The following is a 16,154-nucleotide window of genomic DNA, read 5'->3' as shown; positions in this document are numbered from 1 at the left end:
GGTGGCAGTTCAAAGGCGCGTCAACGTTATTCCTTACACTTCGCGCCTATTTCGTTTTTTGGCCGGGCAGGGCACGTTTGCACGGAGGCTGCGCATGAAGTTTCGCTTTCCCATCATCATCATCGATGAAGACTATCGTTCCGAGAACACCTCGGGTCTGGGTATCCGCGCCCTGGCGCAGGCCATTGAGGCTGAGGGCTTTGAGGTGGTCGGGGTCACCAGCTATGGGGATTTGTCCCAATTTGCGCAGCAGCAAAGCCGCGCCAGCGCGTTCATCTTGTCCATCGACGATGAAGAGTTCACTGTGGGCGAGGGGCTGGACCCGATCGTTCTGAGCCTGCGCAACTTCATCGGCGAGGTGCGCCGCAAGAATGCCGATGTGCCCATCTACGTGCACGGCGAGACCAAGACCAGCCGCCACCTGCCCAACGACATCCTGCGCGAGCTGCACGGCTTCATCCACATGTTCGAGGACACGCCCGAGTTCGTGGCGCGCCACATCATTCGCGAGGCCAAGAGCTACCTGGAGAGCGTGCAGCCGCCGTTCTTCAAGGCGCTGCTGGACTACGCCGAAGACGGCTCGTACAGCTGGCACTGCCCCGGCCACTCGGGCGGCGTGGCGTTTTTGAAGAGCCCCGTGGGCCAGATGTACCACCAGTTCTACGGCGAGAACATGCTGCGCGCCGACGTGTGTAACGCGGTGGAAGAACTGGGTCAGCTGCTGGACCACAACGGCGCCATTGGCGAATCGGAGCGCAATGCCGCGCGCATCTTTAATGCCGACCATTGCTTCTTTGTGACCAACGGCACGTCCACGTCCAACAAGATGGTGTGGCACCACACCGTGGCCCCGGGTGACGTGGTGGTGGTGGACCGCAACTGCCACAAGTCCATCCTGCACAGCATCATCATGACCGGGGCCATCCCCGTGTTCATGAAGCCCACGCGCAACCATTTCGGCATCATCGGGCCCATCCCGCAAAGCGAGTTCGAACCCGCTGCCATCCAGGCCAAGATCAAGGCCAACCCGCTGCTCAAGGGCGTGGACGCGAAAAAGGTCAAGCCGCGCGTGCTCACGCTCACGCAGAGCACCTACGACGGCGTGCTCTACAACACCGAGACCATCAAGGGCATGCTCGATGGCTACGTGGACAACCTGCACTTCGACGAGGCCTGGCTGCCGCACGCGGCCTTCCACCCGTTCTATGGCAGCTACCACGCCATGGGCAAGAAGCGCACGCGTCCCAAGTATTCGGTGACGTATGCGACGCAGTCCATCCACAAGCTGCTGGCCGGCATCAGCCAGGCATCGCATGTGCTGGTGCAGGACTCGCAGACCGCCAAGCTGGACCGCCACCTCTTCAATGAGGCCTACCTGATGCACACGTCCACATCGCCGCAGTACAGCATCATCGCCAGCTGCGACGTGGCCGCCGCCATGATGGAGCCGCCCGGCGGCACCGCGCTGGTGGAGGAAAGCCTGCTCGAAGCCCTGGACTTCCGCCGCGCCATGCGCCAGGTGGAAGAAGACTTCGGCAAGAACGACTGGTGGTTCAAGGTCTGGGGCCCCGACAAGTTGGTGGACGAGGGCCTGGGCCGTGCCGAGGACTGGATCATCCGCAGCGACGGCAAGGGCAAGAAGAACGGCAGCAAGTGGCACGGCTTCGGCCAGCTGGCCGATGGCTTCAACATGCTGGACCCGATCAAGTCCACCATCGTCACGCCCGGCCTGAACCTGGACGGCAAGTTCGACAAGACCGGCATTCCCGCCAGCATTGTGACCAAGTACCTCGCCGAGCACGGCGTGGTGGTGGAGAAGACGGGCCTGTACAGCTTCTTCATCATGTTCACCATCGGCATCACCAAGGGCCGCTGGAACACGCTGCTGACGGCGCTGCAGCAGTTCAAGGACGACTACGAGAAGAACCAGCCCATGTGGCGCATCCTTCCGGAGTTCTGCCAGCAGCACAAGCGCTATGAGCGCATGGGCCTGCGCGACCTGTGCCAGCATGTGCACGAGATGTACGCCAAGTACGACATCGCGCGTCTGACGACCGAGATGTACCTCTCGGACCTCACGCCCGCCATGAAGCCGTCAGACGCCTACGCGCACATTGCGCACCGCACGACTGAGCGCGTGGAGATTGACCACCTGGAAGGCCGCATCACCGTGGGCCTGGTCACGCCCTACCCACCGGGCATTCCGCTGCTGATCCCTGGCGAGGTGTTCAACAAGAAGATCGTGGACTACCTCAAGTTCGCGCGCGAGTTTGCGAAGCTGTGCCCGGGTTTTGAAACCGACATCCACGGCCTGGTGGAGGTAGAGGACGAGAGCGGCCAGGTGCGCTACTGCGCCGATTGCGTCGCGGGCAAGCCCTGAGAGACTGAGCGTCTTCCGTCCGCGCCCGCCTTGTCCGCAAAAACACCCCGGCTCGTCGTTGCAAATGCTCGCCATAGCCCGCGCTATGGCTGTGCTGTGCGCCTAGATCCAGGGTGCTTTTGCGCACCTTTCGGGTACAGCCAAAAAACTCTCAGTCTCTGAGCTCGCCCACAGCACCACCACGGCCGGAGCCTGGTGGGGTGGGTGAAAATTTAAGTCAAAAAGGCTGCCACCGCGCGTCCATCAAGCGCTGGTAGCTATTTTTTTGATAGTTGGTTCAGCGTGTTGCTGTTGTGGGAATCGTGGCAACAGGCCTGTCCAGCCGCACCCGCACAAAACTCGCAAAACGCGGAAGGCCGCCGTCGTGTGTGCCGCGATAGCGGTAGGTCACCCAGCTGCCAATGGGCGGCGGATCGGCGCGGTCGGCATCCGTCAGCCCTGCACCCAGCTTGAAGCGCTGGCCCGAGGGCATCTCCACCAACAGCGCACCCAGCCGCCCGGCATGTTTGCCTTTGCCCGGCAGGTGGCCCACCACCAGTGCCTCGGTGTCTTCGTGGGTCTTGAGCTTGATGAGGTCGTCGCTGCGGCCAGAGCGGTACAGCGAGCTGCCCTTGTGCAGCATCAGCCCCTCGCCGCCCGCGCGCACCGTGCGCTGCAGTAGTGCTTGCAGAGCGGCGTCGGTGGCCACGCGTTGCTGCGGCACGGCCTGAACCCAGGGATGGTGGATCTGGGCGACCAGGGCTTTCAGTGCGGGCAGGCGCTCATCAAACAGGCCGCCCTGGGTGGGCAGGTCAAACACCATGAAGCGCATCTGCCGCCAGGCCGCATCGTCCGGCTGCTGCAGGCGTGTGGTGGACTGGGCATGTGCAAAACGGCCTCGCCCCGCCCAGAGCTCGCCATCCATGGGGGTGGCAGGCCAGCCTGCGGTGAACCAGGCGGGCGCGGCCACCGTTTCACCGCCGCGCGTGCGCAGCATGTGGCCGTCCCGCCCCGCACGCCATCGTATTTCTCGCTCACCCAGTAGTCGGCCAGCGGCATGCCGGGGCGGTATACGTTGGCCAGCAGCAGTGCGGGGGCATCGGCCGCGTGCACTGCCATGGCGGCAGGCACCAGACCCAGCACCCCCAGGCCCAGCCAATGCCTGCGGGTTAGTTTGCTATTGAAAATATAGCTTATCGCGCATGGTGGACGCGCGGCGGCAGCCATTTTGTTCAATATTTCGGTGTGGTCCGCAGTGTGTCCGAGGTGTGGTGCGCTCAGACCTGGTCAGCAGACAGGCCCGCCGTCTGGCTAAAGCCACCGTCCACGTAGGTGATCTCGGCGGTCATGCCCGAGGCCAGGTCGGACAGCAGGAAGGCCGCCACATTACCCACGTCTTCAATCGTCACGTTGCGGCGCAGGGGCGATGCATCGGCCACGCGGCTCAGCAGCTTGCCAAAGTCCTTGATGCCGCTGGCGGCCAGCGTCTTGATGGGGCCCGCGCTGATGCCGTTGGCGCGGATGCTGCGGCCGTCTTCGGTGCGGCCCACGGCCTCGGCGAGGTAGCGCACGGATGCCTCCAGGCTGGCCTTGGCCAGGCCCATGGTGTTGTAGTTGGGGATGGAGCGCAGCGCGCCCAGGTAGCTCAGGGTGATCAGCGACGACTTGTCGTTCAGGTAGGGCAGGGCCGCCTTGGCCATCGCTGGGAAGCTGTAGGCGCTGATGTCGTGCGCAATGCGGAAACCTTCGCGGCTCAGGCCTTCGAGGAAGTTGCCGGCAATCGCCTCGCGCGGTGCAAAGCCGATGCTGTGTACAAAGCCGTCGAACTTGGGCCAGGTCTGCGACAGCTCAGCAAACATGCGCTCGATCTGCTCGTCGCTCGCCACGTCGCAGTCAAACACCAGCTTGGAGTTGAACTCGGCGGCAAAGTCGGTGATGCGGTCCTTGAAGCGCTCGCCTACGTAGCTGAACGCCAGCTCGGCGCCCTGTTCGTGGCAGGCCTTGGCGATGCCGTAGGCGATGGATCGGTTGGACAAAACACCCGTGATGAGCAGCTTCTTGCCGGTCAGAAAACCCATGTTCAATCTCCTTTTGGAATGGCGGAATGTGGGCCGGCGGGCGAGGGCATAGGGGTATGCGCTGGGTGCCACGTAGGCCGGCGAACGTAGTGCAGAATTGTCGCATGCGCCTTGTAGCAGTCTGTTCTCGTTGGGCCCGCGCGGCGTTGTGTGCTGTGTGTGGCATGGTTTTGGGTCCTACCTCTTGGGCCGCACATGCCTATGCCCAATTTGGCGATGTGAAGTACCCGCCTGGGTTCACGCATTTTGACTATGTCAATCCGAGTGCTCCGAAGGGGGGGGGAGATTCGCCTGGTTCCGCCGATCGCGGTCACCAATTTCGACAAGTTCAATCCGTTCACGCTGAAGGGAACGCCGCCTGCGGGGATGCTGGAGTTGGTTTTCGAGTCCTTGTTGATCGGTAATTCAGAGGAACCGTCCACAGGGTATGGCTTGCTCGCAGAAGACGTGGACGTGCCGCCGGATGGTTTGTCCGCCACCTTTCGCATTCGCAAGGAGGCGCGATTCAGCGATGGATCTGCCGTGATGGCCGCCGATGTGGTTCATTCTTTCAACACCCTGATGAGCAAGCAGGCGTCGCCGCAGTTCAAGACGATCTTTGGGGATATCAAGGCGGTCCGAGCCTTGGACGAGCGCTTGGTCAAATTTGAATTTGCCAATTCCAATCGAGAACTGCCGCTTGTGGCGGGGAGTGTCCCGGTTTTCAGCCGGAAATGGGGGGCTGGAAAGCCCTTCGACGCAGTCATCACCGATCTGCCTGTTGCCTCGGGTCCTTACCGGCCCTCCAGTGGACAGCTGGGGCGCGATATCACGTACGTTCGTGACAAGAACTATTGGGGGGCTGCCTTGCCGGTGCGCAAGGGGCTGTATAACTTTGATCGCATCACCTACAAACTCTACCTCGACGACACCAGCCGGTTTGAAGGGCTCAAAGCCGGTGAATATGACTTGAAGCGGGAGTTTGTTTCGAAGAACTGGGCGCGCCAGTACAAGGGCAAGGCGTTTGATTCCGGATCGGTCAAGAAGCAGGTTTTTGAGCATCGCAATCCTGGTGATTTCCAGGGCTACACATTCAACCTGCGCAATCCCAAGTTCAAGGACATTCGAGTTCGCAAGGCCATTGCGCTGACGATGGACTTCGAGTGGCTCAACCGTCAGATGTTTTACGGCTTGTACAAGCGGGTGGAAGGCTATTTTCCAAACAGTGACTTCCATGCTTCCGGGTTGCCTGGGCCTGCAGAAATGGCGTTGCTGGAGCCACTGCGTGACAAGTTGAGCCCTGATGTTTTTGGGCCGGCATTGCGATCACCCAGCACGCTACCTCCTTCCAGCTTGCGGGACAACCTGCGGCAGGCCAAACAGCTGCTGGCGGAGGCTGGATGGGTCTACCGCGATGGAGCCTTGAGGAACGCCCAGGGTGAAGCGTTTGAAATGGAGTACCTGAACGCACAGCCGTCCTCGGTGCGGCTGGTCAGCCCCATGCAGATCGCTTTGAAAAAGCTGGGGGTCAATCTGAGAATACGCAATGTGGACGGAGCCCTTTACCAGCAGCGGATGGATGAGTTCGAATTCGAGCTGGGCAGCCTTCGCATTCCAGGACGGACTTCCCCAGGCAGCGAACTTTTTGAATACTTTGGCTCCAAGGCCGCCGCGACACCCGGCTCGGCCAATATGTGGGGCATCGCCGATCCGGCAGTGGACAGCCTGATCCGTTCCGTGCTCAGTGCCCAGACCAAGGCGGATGTATCGGCTGCGATGCGCGCGCTGGACCGTGTTTTGTCCCACGGCTACTACTCGATTCCTCAGTGGTACAGCGATGAGTTTTTTGTGGGCTATCGGCCCGCTGGTTTTGTCTTGCCTTCGACAATTCCGCCCTATTACCAGCCGGATTCCTGGGCTGCCGCCACGTGGTGGGCTTCGCCAACCAACCGCTAGGGTCACACCGCATGCTCAGCTACATACTCAAACGCATCTTGTTGATGGTGCCCACGCTGCTGGGGGTGCTGCTGCTGACCTTTGTGGTCATCCAGTTTGTGCCCGGCGGGCCGGTAGAGCAAATGGTGTCGCAGTTGCAGGGGCGCTCCTCTGGTGGGGAGGGGGCTTCGCCGAGTGCAGGAGCGGGGGGGGACTACCGTGGCCGCCAAGGGTTGAGCCCGAAGCAACTGGAGGAAATCAAGGCGCTGTACGGGTTCGACAAGCCTGCGCATGAGCGCTTCGCGCAAATGCTTTGGTCGTTTGCAAGGTTTGACCTCGGGCAGAGTTTCTATCAACGAAAGGCCGTCTTTGACCTTGTGCGTGAAAAGCTCCCCGTCTCCATCAGCCTGGGCCTGTGGACCTTCTTCATCAGCTACCTCGTTGCCGTGCCGTTGGGCGTTGCCAAGGCGGTGCGGGCGGGGTCACGCTTTGACATGGTCACCACCTTGCTCATCCTCGTCGGCTACGCCATACCCGGCTTCGTGCTGGGTGTGGCGCTCTTGGTGATCTTCGGCGGGCAACTGCAGTGGTTTCCACTTCGGGGGCTCACATCGGCCAACTGGGCGCAACTGTCCTGGGGCGCGCGCGTCGTGGATTATTTGTGGCACATCACGCTTCCCGTCACGGCCATGGTGCTGGGCAGTTTTGCCGTCACGGCCATGCTGACCAAAAACGCGTTCCTCGAAGAGATCCGCAAACAGTATGTGCTCACGGCTCGCGCCAAAGGCTTGAGCGAGCGCCAGGTGCTGTGGAAGCATGTGTTCCGTAACGCGCTCATCCCCATCATCACCGGGTTTCCTGCGGCGTTCATCGGTGCGTTTTTTGCGGGCTCGCTGCTGATCGAAACATTGTTCTCGCTCGACGGCCTGGGCCTGCTGAGCTACGAGAGCGTGATCCGCCGCGACTACCCTGTGGTGCTGGGAACTCTTTATTTGTTCACGCTGATCGGGCTGGTGACCAAGCTCATCAGTGACCTCTGTTATGTGTGGGTGGACCCGCGCGTGAAGTTTGACTAGCCCGAACGCACCGATGGCCCCGATGAGTCCTGCTGCTGCCCCGATTTCACTCTCCCCGTCCCGCCGTGCCTGGCTGCGCTTCAAGCGCAACCGGCTGGGGTACTGGAGTCTGATCATTTTTTGTGCCCTGGTGCTGGTCAGCCTGTGCGCCGAGCTGGTCAGCAACGACAAGCCACTCATCGTGCGCTACGAGGGGCAGACCTATTTCCCCATGCTCAAGGACTACCCTGAGAAGACCTTCGGGGGCGACTTCGAAACCTCCACCGACTACCTCGACCCCTTCATCAAGGAGCGGTTGAGCACCGGCAGCAACTGGGCGCTGTACACCCTGAACCCCTACGGCCCCAACACGCTCAACTACTTTGCCAAGGCGCCCAACCCCTCGGCGCCCACGGCCGACAACTGGCTGGGCACGGACGACAGGGGGCGCGATCTGCTGGCGCAGCTGCTCTACGGCTTTCGGGTGAGCGTGCTGTTTGGCCTGGCGCTCACCATCACCGGCGTGTTGCTGGGGGTGGTCACGGGTGCCATCCAGGGTTTTTTTGGCGGCAAGACCGACCTTGCGTTCCAGCGTTTCATCGAGATCTGGGGCTCCATGCCCGAGCTGTACCTGCTCATCATCTTCAGCGCGGTGTTTGCGCCCAGCATTGCGCTGCTGCTTATTTTGCTGAGCCTGTTTGGCTGGATGGGGCTGTCTGACTATGTGCGCGCCGAGTTCCTGCGCAACCGCCAGCTTGACTATGTGAAGGCCGCACGCGCCCTGGGGGTGGGCAACCTGCAGATCATCTGGCGCCACATCCTGCCCAACAGCCTCACGCCCGTGGTCACTTTCCTGCCCTTCCGCATGAGTGCGGCCATCCTCGCGCTCACCTCGCTCGACTTTCTGGGCCTGGGCGTGCCGCCTGGCACACCGTCGCTGGGCGAATTGCTGAGCCAGGGCAAGAACAGCATTGACGCGTGGTGGATTTCGCTTTCGACCTTTGGCGTGCTGGTCACCACCCTTCTCTTGCTCACCTTCATGGGCGACGCACTGCGCGATGCGCTGGACCCCAGAAAGGCCGACCTGTGACCGTAACCCCATCGGCCAACAATCCACCCCTGCTGCAGGTGCAGGACCTGCATGTGCGCTTCGGCCCCAAAGAGGTGGTGCGAGGTGTCAATCTCCACATTGCTGCGGGCGAGAAACTCGCGCTGGTGGGCGAGTCCGGCTCGGGCAAGACCATCACCGCCTTGAGCCTTTTGCGCCTGGTGGGCGATGCCTCCATCACCGGGCAGGCCCACCTGCAAGGCCGGGGCGACCTGCTGGCGCTGACGGAGCGCGAGATGCGCGGCGTGCGCGGCGACGACATCGCCATGGTGTTCCAGGAGCCCATGACGGCGCTCAACCCGCTGATGACGATTGGCGCGCAGATCGCCGAAATCCTGCTGCTCAAGCGCGGCCTTACGGGCGCCCAGTGTGCACAGGCGGCCATTGATCTGCTGGCGCAAACCGGCATCCCCGAGCCCGCGCGCCGGGCCAACAGCTTTCCGCACCAGCTCAGCGGCGGCCAGCGCCAGCGCGCCATGATTGCCATGGCTTTGGCCAGCAGCCCCAAGCTGTTGCTGGCCGATGAGCCCACCACCGCGCTGGACGTGAGCCTGCGCGGGCAGATTCTGGATTTGCTGAGCGACCTGCAGCGCCAAACCGGCATGGCCGTGCTACTCATCACCCACGACCTGAACCTGGTGCGCCGCTTTGCCGACCGCCTGGCCGTGATGGAGCAGGGCGTGCTGGTAGAGCAGGGGCCGGTGGCCGAAGTATTCGGTGCACCTCAGCATGCCTACACCCGCCGCCTGATCGCCAGCCAGCCGCGCCGCGATGTGGTTGAAGCCGACCCGCCTGCTGGCACGGCGCCCGTGGTGCAGACACAAGACCTGCGCGTGGTCTACCCCACGCCGTTGCCAGGCATCAAGGGCTGGTTCAAAAAAGGCGAGTTTGTGGCCGTGCAGGGCGCCACGCTGCAATTGCTGCCCGGCCAGACGCTGGGCGTGGTGGGCGAGTCCGGCTCGGGCAAGTCCACGCTGGCAGGGGCCATCCTGGGGCTGTTGCCTTCGGCAGGGCAACTGCAGGTGGGCGGGCAGGCGTGGCAGCAGCCCGCCATGCGCAACACGCCCGCCAACCAGCAGCTGCGCCGCCGGGTGCAGGTGGTGTTTCAAGACCCGTTCTCCTCCCTCTCACCGCGGCTCACGGTCGAAGAGATCGTGGGCGAGGGCCTGAAGGTGCACGAACCCACGCTCGCCGTGGCCCAGCGCCGCACGCGTGTCGAGGCAGTGCTGGCCGAAGTGGGCCTGACCGAAGCGCAGTACCCGCGCCTGCTGGAGCGCTACCCGCATGAGTTTTCAGGTGGCCAGCGCCAGCGCCTGGCCATTGCGCGGGCGCTCATCGTGCAGCCGCAGGTTCTGGTGCTCGACGAGCCCACCAGCGCGCTCGACGTGACCATCCAGCAGCAGGTGCTGGGCCTGCTGCAGCGCCTGCAGAAAGAAAAGGGCCTGAGCTACCTGCTCATCACCCACGATGTGGATGTGATCCGCGCCATGGCGCACGATGTGCTGGTGATGAAGGATGGCGCCGTGCTGGAAAGCGGCCCGGTGAATGGGGTGCTGGACGCACCGCAACACCCCTACACCCAGCGCCTGGTGGCGGCTGCCAGTGCACCGGGCGTTGCGGGCTGACAGACTGGGGAGGGCTTGCGCGCATGGATGCGTGCATGCGGTTGCGCATGCCCCCTGGCCGTGGAAAGATGCCTTCACCCCCTGCAACCCGCCGGGGCACTCTGGCCGGAGCCTCCATGCCCCCATCCCTGCCTGAACCCATGCCCGCCCAAGCGCCCACCCTGCCGCCAGACGGCGACACTACGACCGCCTTGGATCTGGCCGAGGTCTACCGCCGGGCCCGCGCTCTGGCCGCCCCGGGCCAATGCATCACCGCCCTGCACCTGGGGCCCGAGCACTGCGTGCTGGCCACGGGGCAGGGGCCCGCGCAGCCTTCGGCCCAGCTGACGCTGGCGCTCGGCCAGCAGAAAACGGCGCGGGCGTTTTTCCGTGGGGCCGTGCCGACGCCGCTGGAGCTGGAGACCGCCATCGCCTCGGTGGAAGACGAGGTCTATGCCGCCCATGTGCGCCACCGCCAATGGGTGCCCGAGGGCGCCTCGGCCCAGCTGTACTCCACCGACCCGGCGTTGCATGAGATCGCCACCCTCGCAGGCATTGCGCCGGGGCCCGCCCGGGTGCTGCCGCTGGAGGCCATGGAGCGGCTGTTCAACCGGCTGGCCGCAGTGGCACAAGGCCGCCCCGCCGCGCACGAGGGCCTGCCCGCCAGCCCCGCCTTCGCAGCCAGCCTGCTCGTCTTGCGCGAGTTGATGCATCACATGCCATTTGCCGAAATCACCTTGCTGGATCTGCAGTAGTTGCTATCGATGAGATAGCGGAGAGAGCTGGATTGGCTGCCCGTGCGGGCCACCCGAGCACCGGGTGGATGGTGCTGGCGCATGGGAGATTGCGCGGGAGCGGTTGACGCCCTGTCAGGTGGCGAGGTGGTCGGCATGCGCACGCAGTGTGGGCGGTGGACAACGCCGAGAAGAACAAACCCGCGCAGCGCGGTAACAATTCGTGCACTTTCACACGGGCCGACTTCACCCTCCACACCATGTCACAAAACGCGCATACCCTGCAGCTCTTCTTCGACAGCCCCATCAAGCTCAAGACAGCACAACTGGTCTACCAGTACCTGGTGGCGGGCAACACCGAACAGGCACAGCGCTGGGCCGGCGAGCTGGGCGTGGCCGACCTGGACGACCTGTGGGATGGGGAATGGTTCAACCAGCAGGTGGCGGCCAAACCCACCCACCTGCTGCTGTGCTTTGACACGGGTACCCACGACGACCTCCCCCTGCGCGCCCTGGAAACCCTGTTTGCCCACGGCCTGCGGGCGGCGGTGCTGGAGGTGTTCTACGACCAGGTGGGCGAAACCGAGCGCATGCACTTCGACCAGGGCCAGTGGGTGGGGCGCCAGGCCTTCTTCAGTGCCCACCCCGACTGGCGTGCGGTGGTGGAGTCTGCGGACGGGGGCGACGATGCGCAGGACGACCCCTATGCCTGCTCCCGCGACCCGGCCAAGCCCATGAGCGTGGCAAAGATGCGCAAGGACGAGGCCGACCGCCGCAAGCAGGGCGAAGAGGCGGCGAAGGCCTTCATCGACCTGGCTCAAACCTTTGGCAAAAATGGCCAGTCGCCAGTGCAGGGCCTGATTGCGGTGCTGTTGCTGCGCGCGGGGTTCAAGGGGCTGCTGCATGCCGTCGTGTTCACAGTGGTCACCGTGCTGCTGTTCAAGGGCATCTGGCTGTGGCTGGGCCTGGGCCTGGTGCTCGCGATTGCGCTGCCGCTGTTCTACATGGTGCGCGAGCACAAGGAACTGCGCGGCGATGGCGACGATGACGACGACGCTGCCGGTGGCAGTGACGATGGCGACCCTGCAGGCCCGGCCACGGTGCAACCGGCGGTGGGCTGACCCGGCGCAGCGCGGGCGGGGCGGCAAAGACCCGCGACACAGCCCAACAAAACAGACATGCAGACAAACAAACAAGCAACAACGAGGGAGTGAGCGATGCTGACAGAGATCGAATGGTGGGGTGGGCTGATCTTCGTGCTGGGGGCCATCACCCACCGGCTGGTAACGGGGGCGCAGGACAAGAAAGACGAGGGCATCGACTGGCACCGGTGGCAGATGCACGGCTTCTTCGTGCTGCCCGCCGTGGTGCTGGCCGGGTATTTCTATCCGCTGGCAGGCCCCGGCCTGCAATACGCCTATCTGGGCGTGCTGGGCGCCGCTCTGCTGCTGGTGGCTGTGATGCTGGTGCAGGAGGTGACCGGGGATGCGGGCGAAGGCTCGGCAGAGACCACCGCAGAGGCTGCCGGTGGGGCCGCTGCTGCGGGCGCGGCGCAGGCGGACGATGAATCGCCCGGCTGGCTGATGACGCTGATCGGGGTGGTGGTGCTCTACAGCCCGGTGCTGGTGGCCTGTGGGCTGGGTTGCGCCAAGGCCTGGCCCATGGTGCAGGGGCTGTTGTAGCGGGGTAGCGGCCGGGCAGCCTGGGTGCCCGCGCGTTGCCTTCCTTTTTTCGATCGTCTCCTGGCGCTGTGCTGCGCTTCCTTGTCCCCGTTCATGGCCACAGATTCTTTTCCCGACCTGCTCTCGCTCTACATGCGCCGTATCCGCGCCAGCGCCTCCGGCGTGGCCACCGAAATCGGCCTGAGTCGCGAGGCAGTGAACAACTGGCGCAACGGCATCTCGGCGCCCAACCCGCGCTCGCGCGACAAGCTGGTGGCCTGCACCCGCTACCTGCGCCTGACCGAGAGCGAAACCAACCGCCTGCTCAGCGCCGCAGGGTTTGCGCCCGAGTTTCCGCTGCAGGCCGAAGCCCCGCTGCGGGCCGAGGCCAGGGCCACGGGTGTGGCCCCAGGCGCTGCGCAGCCCTTTGCGGCGTTTCAGGACCGGCTGTTTGCCCAGCTCGCGCAGGCCGCGCCATACCCCATCTCGTTGTTGCTGTCGCCCGCCCACTGGGGGCAGCCGCCATTTCGGCACGAGCTGCTGCAGCGCGCCCGCGCGCAGTATGGCGGGGGCTCGGTGCTGCACATCCAGCCGCCCTACAGCGTGAGCACCGTGCCCGCCGAATACTTCGCCGCCATCGGCCGCCAGTGTGGCCTGGGCGATGTGGCGTCGGACTACGAGTTTGAATCTGCGCTGGAGCGCCGCCTGCTGGCAGGCGAACGCATCTTCTGCCTGGTCAGCCGCTTTGAGCAGGGCACACCCGCGCTGCGCGAAACCCTGGCGGGTATCTTGCGCAGCCTGAGCGAGATGCACAGCGGCCGCCTGCACCTGCTGCTGTGTGGCGGCGAGGCGCTGGCCGACCTCAAGTACCGCAGTGGCGATCTCTCGCTGCTCAACATCGCGCAGGTCAACCACTGGCCCGACCCGTCGCTGCACGACCTTCTGCAGCTGGCCCGGCACCGCTGGCCCGAGCACACCTGGACAGAGCCTGTGGTGGCCGATCTGCAAGCAATCAGCGGCGGCCACCCTGCGTTGTTTGAAGAGGGGCTGCAGTGGCTGGTGGACCAGGGGATGGATCAGAACGGGGGCAAGGGCGATGCACCACCCAGCGCCCTGCGCACCCACCTGGCCAGCAGCCCGCGCCTGTGGCAAACCTTTTTGCCCCTGGCCCAGGCGCCCGCCACCCGCGCGCGGCTGCTGCAACTGCTGCAGGCCGACGACCTGGGCCGCGCCCGGCCCTATCTGCAAGACGATGAACTGCGCACCCTGTTCTGGGGCAACCTCATCCATGTGCGGGGCACAGGCGATGCGGCGCGGCTGCACTGGCGCTGCGCCACCATCCGCGATGCGGGCTTCATGGTGCTGGATTCATGCTCGGCGGACTGAAGCCCCTGCTGTCCAGACCCGTGGTGCGCGCCGTGGTCATCGCGCTGGTCACGCTGTTTGTGGCCAGCGCGGTGTTCACGCCCCAACACAACCCTGCCACGCGCGGCAGGTTCATGGCGGCCATGAACGTGGGGCCGTTGTGGGGCGAGCTGGTGCAGTGGCGCGTGGCGATGATGGAGGCGCACAACGAGCTGGGCCACTGGCCCAAGGACATTAATACCTACGCGCCCCCGGTGGCCCAGCCGCAGTTGCGCGTCACCTCCCCGCGCCCCTATGTGCTGCAGGCCGACATCGCCCACCACCCCGAGCTGGGCAAACTCGCTGGCACGCAGGTGGTGGTGGAGTTGAAACCCGGCACCACCACCTGGTCCTGCCGCCCCGGCAAGCCGCCCATCCCCATGGGCTACCTGCCCATCAACTGCCTGGAGGGCAGCACCGACGATTTCGAGCGCCCCACGCAAGTGCCCGATGCCGACCCGTTTGGCTGGATGCGCTCGCTGATCGCCTGGTGCGCCGTGATTTTTGGGGCGGGCGCCGTGCTGTGGGTGGTGCGCCATCCGCTCATCGGTGCGGGCCAGCTGCGCCCCGCACGCTTGCGCCGCACGCCGCTGGCGCGCCTGCCGCAGATCGACCGCCTGCTGCGCTGGCTGCGGCGGCTGGACGCCACCCTGCTCGCCGCCGACATCCGCACGGTGGACTGGCGCCGCGCCGTGGCCTGCGCCCAGGCCACCGGCAGCGAGCGCGCCCCGGCCCTGGCCCGCGCGCTGGCCGAGCGCGTGTCGGCCCGCTGCCAGCCCAGCACCGACTGGGCGCTGCTCGGTGCGGTGTTTGAGTGGTCGTTCCCGACCGACCTGCCCGTGTCGCTGGACCGCTGCCTGGTCTTTGTGCCCACGCCCGGCATCGACGAAGCCACCGTGCTGCGCCAACTGCGCGCCGTGCAGACCGGCAGCGATGTGCTGCTGATCCTGAGCGAGCACAGCGTGGACACGCCCTGGCCGCTGCTGAACGACCACACCCAAGACCGCGCCAACCTGCATGTGATGGCCGACAGCGCCAGCCAGACCGAATGGCTGATCGGCGGCGAGGCCCTGCAGGTGCTGCTGCGCCTGCTGGCCGCGCAGCTGCGCATCACCCGCATCTCGCCCTACCAGACGCGCGGCGGCGTCACGCGCGAAGGCGCCTTCTTCGGCCGCGCGCAGCTGCTGGCACGCGTCATCAACCGCGAGCCCGCCAACTACCTGGTGGTGGGTGGGCGCCAGCTGGGCAAAAGCAGCCTGCTCAAGGCCGTGCAGCGCCGCATGGCGGGGCACCCGCACACTGTGTGCCACTACGTCTCGCTGCGCGACCACCGCCTGGCACCGCGCATGGCGCTGCAGTTCGGCCTGGCGGCCGACACACCGCTCGAAGCCATCGTGGACCACCTGCAGGCGCAGTACGCGGGCAAGCGCCTGGTGCTGCTCATCGACGAGGCCGACCTGTTCTTCCGCGACGAATCGGCCAACGGCTACGTCCAGCTGTCCACCCTGCGAGCCCTGAGCGAAGAGGGGCGCTGTTGGTTCATGCTGGCGGGCTTCTGGGATCTGTATGCCACCGCCGTGCTGGACTACCAAAGCCCGCTGCGCAACTTTGGCGAGGTGTTGACCATCAGCGGCCTGGAGCGCGATGCCTGCCGCGAACTGGCCACCGAGCCGCTGCGCAAACTGCGCCTGGGCTTTGACAACGAGCGCCTGGTGGACCGCCTGGTGGACGCCAGCGGCCAGCGCGCCAACCTGGTCGCCATCCTGTGTCAGGAGTGCCTGGAGGCACTGGCGCCCGGCGAGCGCGTGATTGAAAAGCGCCACCTCGACCAGGCCCTGGCCTCGCAGGCCGTGCAAGACGCCCTGGCCGGCTGGGGCCGTCTGAGCCACGACGAAGCCGCCTGCCGCCTCGACCGCATCGTGGTCTACCACACTGCCCAGGCCGGGCTGGCCAGCCTGGTCGCCCTGGCCCAGCTGCTGCAAGGCCACGGCATCGCGGGCGACGCGCAGGCGCTGCGCGAGTCGCTGGCACGCCTGCAGCTGGCCTATGTGCTGCGCAAGCACGAAGGCGGTGAATACCGCTTTGCGATCCCGCTGCTGCAGGACCAGTTTGAACCGGCGGAAGTGGAGCTGCTGCTGCACCAGGAGCTGGCCGTGCTGGCGCGCAGCGATGCCAAAGTTTGAGAAAAAAGGGCCGTCTCCGCGCTATGGATAAGCGCTTTTTGCTATCTATTTGAT

11 protein-coding genes and 1 pseudogene are annotated in these 16,154 nt (G+C 64.9%); 10 read left to right on the top strand and 2 right to left on the bottom strand.

Features of this window, described 5'->3' with window-relative positions; genetic code table 11:
• The first annotated feature begins 94 nt into the window (after positions 1–94).
• Positions 95–2,380, top strand: coding sequence for an Orn/Lys/Arg decarboxylase N-terminal domain-containing protein (locus tag ACTPOI_RS26130; RefSeq protein WP_440114628.1), 2,286 nt, complete (start codon positions 95–97; stop codon positions 2,378–2,380).
• Between the two features lie 277 nt (positions 2,381–2,657).
• On the opposite strand, the pseudogene ACTPOI_RS26125 reads toward ACTPOI_RS26130, so the two are convergent.
• Together ACTPOI_RS26125 and fabI are read right to left on the bottom strand one after the other, a co-directional pair.
• A pseudogene (locus tag ACTPOI_RS26125) lies at positions 2,658–3,478 on the bottom strand (DNA ligase).
• A 158-nt stretch (positions 3,479–3,636) separates the two neighbouring features.
• Complete coding sequence (fabI, locus tag ACTPOI_RS26120; protein WP_440114625.1) at positions 3,637–4,437, bottom strand: enoyl-ACP reductase FabI; 801 nt, start codon at positions 4,435–4,437, stop codon at positions 3,637–3,639.
• Positions 4,438–4,689: 252 nt separating this feature from the next.
• Here fabI and ACTPOI_RS26115 point away from each other — a divergent pair, with 252 nt between their 5' ends.
• The 9 genes from ACTPOI_RS26115 (at position 4,690) to ACTPOI_RS26075 (ending at position 16,100) form a co-directional block, all read left to right on the top strand.
• A complete protein-coding gene (locus ACTPOI_RS26115) occupies positions 4,690–6,372 on the top strand; it encodes an extracellular solute-binding protein (RefSeq protein ID WP_440114622.1) in 1,683 nt (560 codons plus the stop codon).
• Between the two features lie 11 nt (positions 6,373–6,383).
• Positions 6,384–7,427, top strand: a complete 1,044-nt coding sequence (locus tag ACTPOI_RS26110) for a microcin C ABC transporter permease YejB (RefSeq protein ID WP_440114619.1) — start codon at positions 6,384–6,386, stop codon at positions 7,425–7,427.
• Between the two features lie 13 nt (positions 7,428–7,440).
• Positions 7,441–8,496, top strand: coding sequence for an ABC transporter permease (locus ACTPOI_RS26105; protein ID WP_440114616.1), 1,056 nt, complete (start codon positions 7,441–7,443; stop codon positions 8,494–8,496).
• Entirely contained in the window at positions 8,493–10,139 is a 1,647-nt protein-coding gene (locus ACTPOI_RS26100) for an ABC transporter ATP-binding protein (RefSeq protein WP_440114613.1), read from the top strand. Before ACTPOI_RS26105 ends, ACTPOI_RS26100 begins: the two co-directional genes overlap by 4 nt.
• A gap of 116 nt (positions 10,140–10,255) precedes the next feature.
• The gene (locus tag ACTPOI_RS26095) at positions 10,256–10,873 is read left to right on the top strand and encodes a hypothetical protein (protein ID WP_440114610.1); all 618 of its coding nucleotides are present in this window, start codon (positions 10,256–10,258) and stop codon (positions 10,871–10,873) included.
• Between the two features lie 239 nt (positions 10,874–11,112).
• Positions 11,113–11,973, top strand: coding sequence for a hypothetical protein (locus tag ACTPOI_RS26090; RefSeq protein WP_440114607.1), 861 nt, complete (start codon positions 11,113–11,115; stop codon positions 11,971–11,973).
• A 96-nt stretch (positions 11,974–12,069) separates the two neighbouring features.
• Positions 12,070–12,534, top strand: a complete 465-nt coding sequence (locus ACTPOI_RS26085; protein ID WP_440114604.1) for a hypothetical protein — start codon at positions 12,070–12,072, stop codon at positions 12,532–12,534.
• A 93-nt stretch (positions 12,535–12,627) separates the two neighbouring features.
• Positions 12,628–13,899 (top strand): hypothetical protein, encoded by a 1,272-nt coding sequence (locus tag ACTPOI_RS26080; protein WP_440114601.1) that lies wholly within the window; start codon positions 12,628–12,630, stop codon positions 13,897–13,899.
• Complete coding sequence (locus tag ACTPOI_RS26075) at positions 13,884–16,100, top strand: ATP-binding protein (protein WP_440114598.1); 2,217 nt, start codon at positions 13,884–13,886, stop codon at positions 16,098–16,100. Before ACTPOI_RS26080 ends, ACTPOI_RS26075 begins: the two co-directional genes overlap by 16 nt.
• Positions 16,101–16,154 lie beyond the last annotated feature (54 nt).

This window comes from Acidovorax sp. BL-A-41-H1, from assembly GCF_051942715.1.
The sequence above is the reverse complement of the archived record's forward strand: the minus strand, read 5'-3'. Positions and strand labels throughout refer to the sequence as shown.

What these genes read in the sequence shown, in the direction of transcription:
- ACTPOI_RS26090 (WP_440114607.1), top strand. Translation starts at nt 11,113, where the DNA reads ATGTCACAAAACGCGCATACCCTGCAGCTCTTCTTCGACAGCCCCATC.
- ACTPOI_RS26110 (WP_440114619.1), top strand. Translation starts at nt 6,384, where the DNA reads ATGCTCAGCTACATACTCAAACGCATCTTGTTGATGGTGCCCACGCTG.
- ACTPOI_RS26105 (WP_440114616.1), top strand. Translation starts at nt 7,441, where the DNA reads ATGGCCCCGATGAGTCCTGCTGCTGCCCCGATTTCACTCTCCCCGTCC.
- ACTPOI_RS26115 (WP_440114622.1), top strand. Translation starts at nt 4,690, where the DNA reads ATGTCAATCCGAGTGCTCCGAAGGGGGGGGGAGATTCGCCTGGTTCCG.
- fabI (WP_440114625.1), bottom strand. Translation starts at nt 4,437, where the DNA reads ATGGGTTTTCTGACCGGCAAGAAGCTGCTCATCACGGGTGTTTTGTCC.
- ACTPOI_RS26085 (WP_440114604.1), top strand. Translation starts at nt 12,070, where the DNA reads ATGCTGACAGAGATCGAATGGTGGGGTGGGCTGATCTTCGTGCTGGGG.
- ACTPOI_RS26080 (WP_440114601.1), top strand. Translation starts at nt 12,628, where the DNA reads ATGGCCACAGATTCTTTTCCCGACCTGCTCTCGCTCTACATGCGCCGT.
- ACTPOI_RS26075 (WP_440114598.1), top strand. Translation starts at nt 13,884, where the DNA reads ATGCTCGGCGGACTGAAGCCCCTGCTGTCCAGACCCGTGGTGCGCGCC.
- ACTPOI_RS26130 (WP_440114628.1), top strand. Translation starts at nt 95, where the DNA reads ATGAAGTTTCGCTTTCCCATCATCATCATCGATGAAGACTATCGTTCC.
- ACTPOI_RS26095 (WP_440114610.1), top strand. Translation starts at nt 10,256, where the DNA reads ATGCCCCCATCCCTGCCTGAACCCATGCCCGCCCAAGCGCCCACCCTG.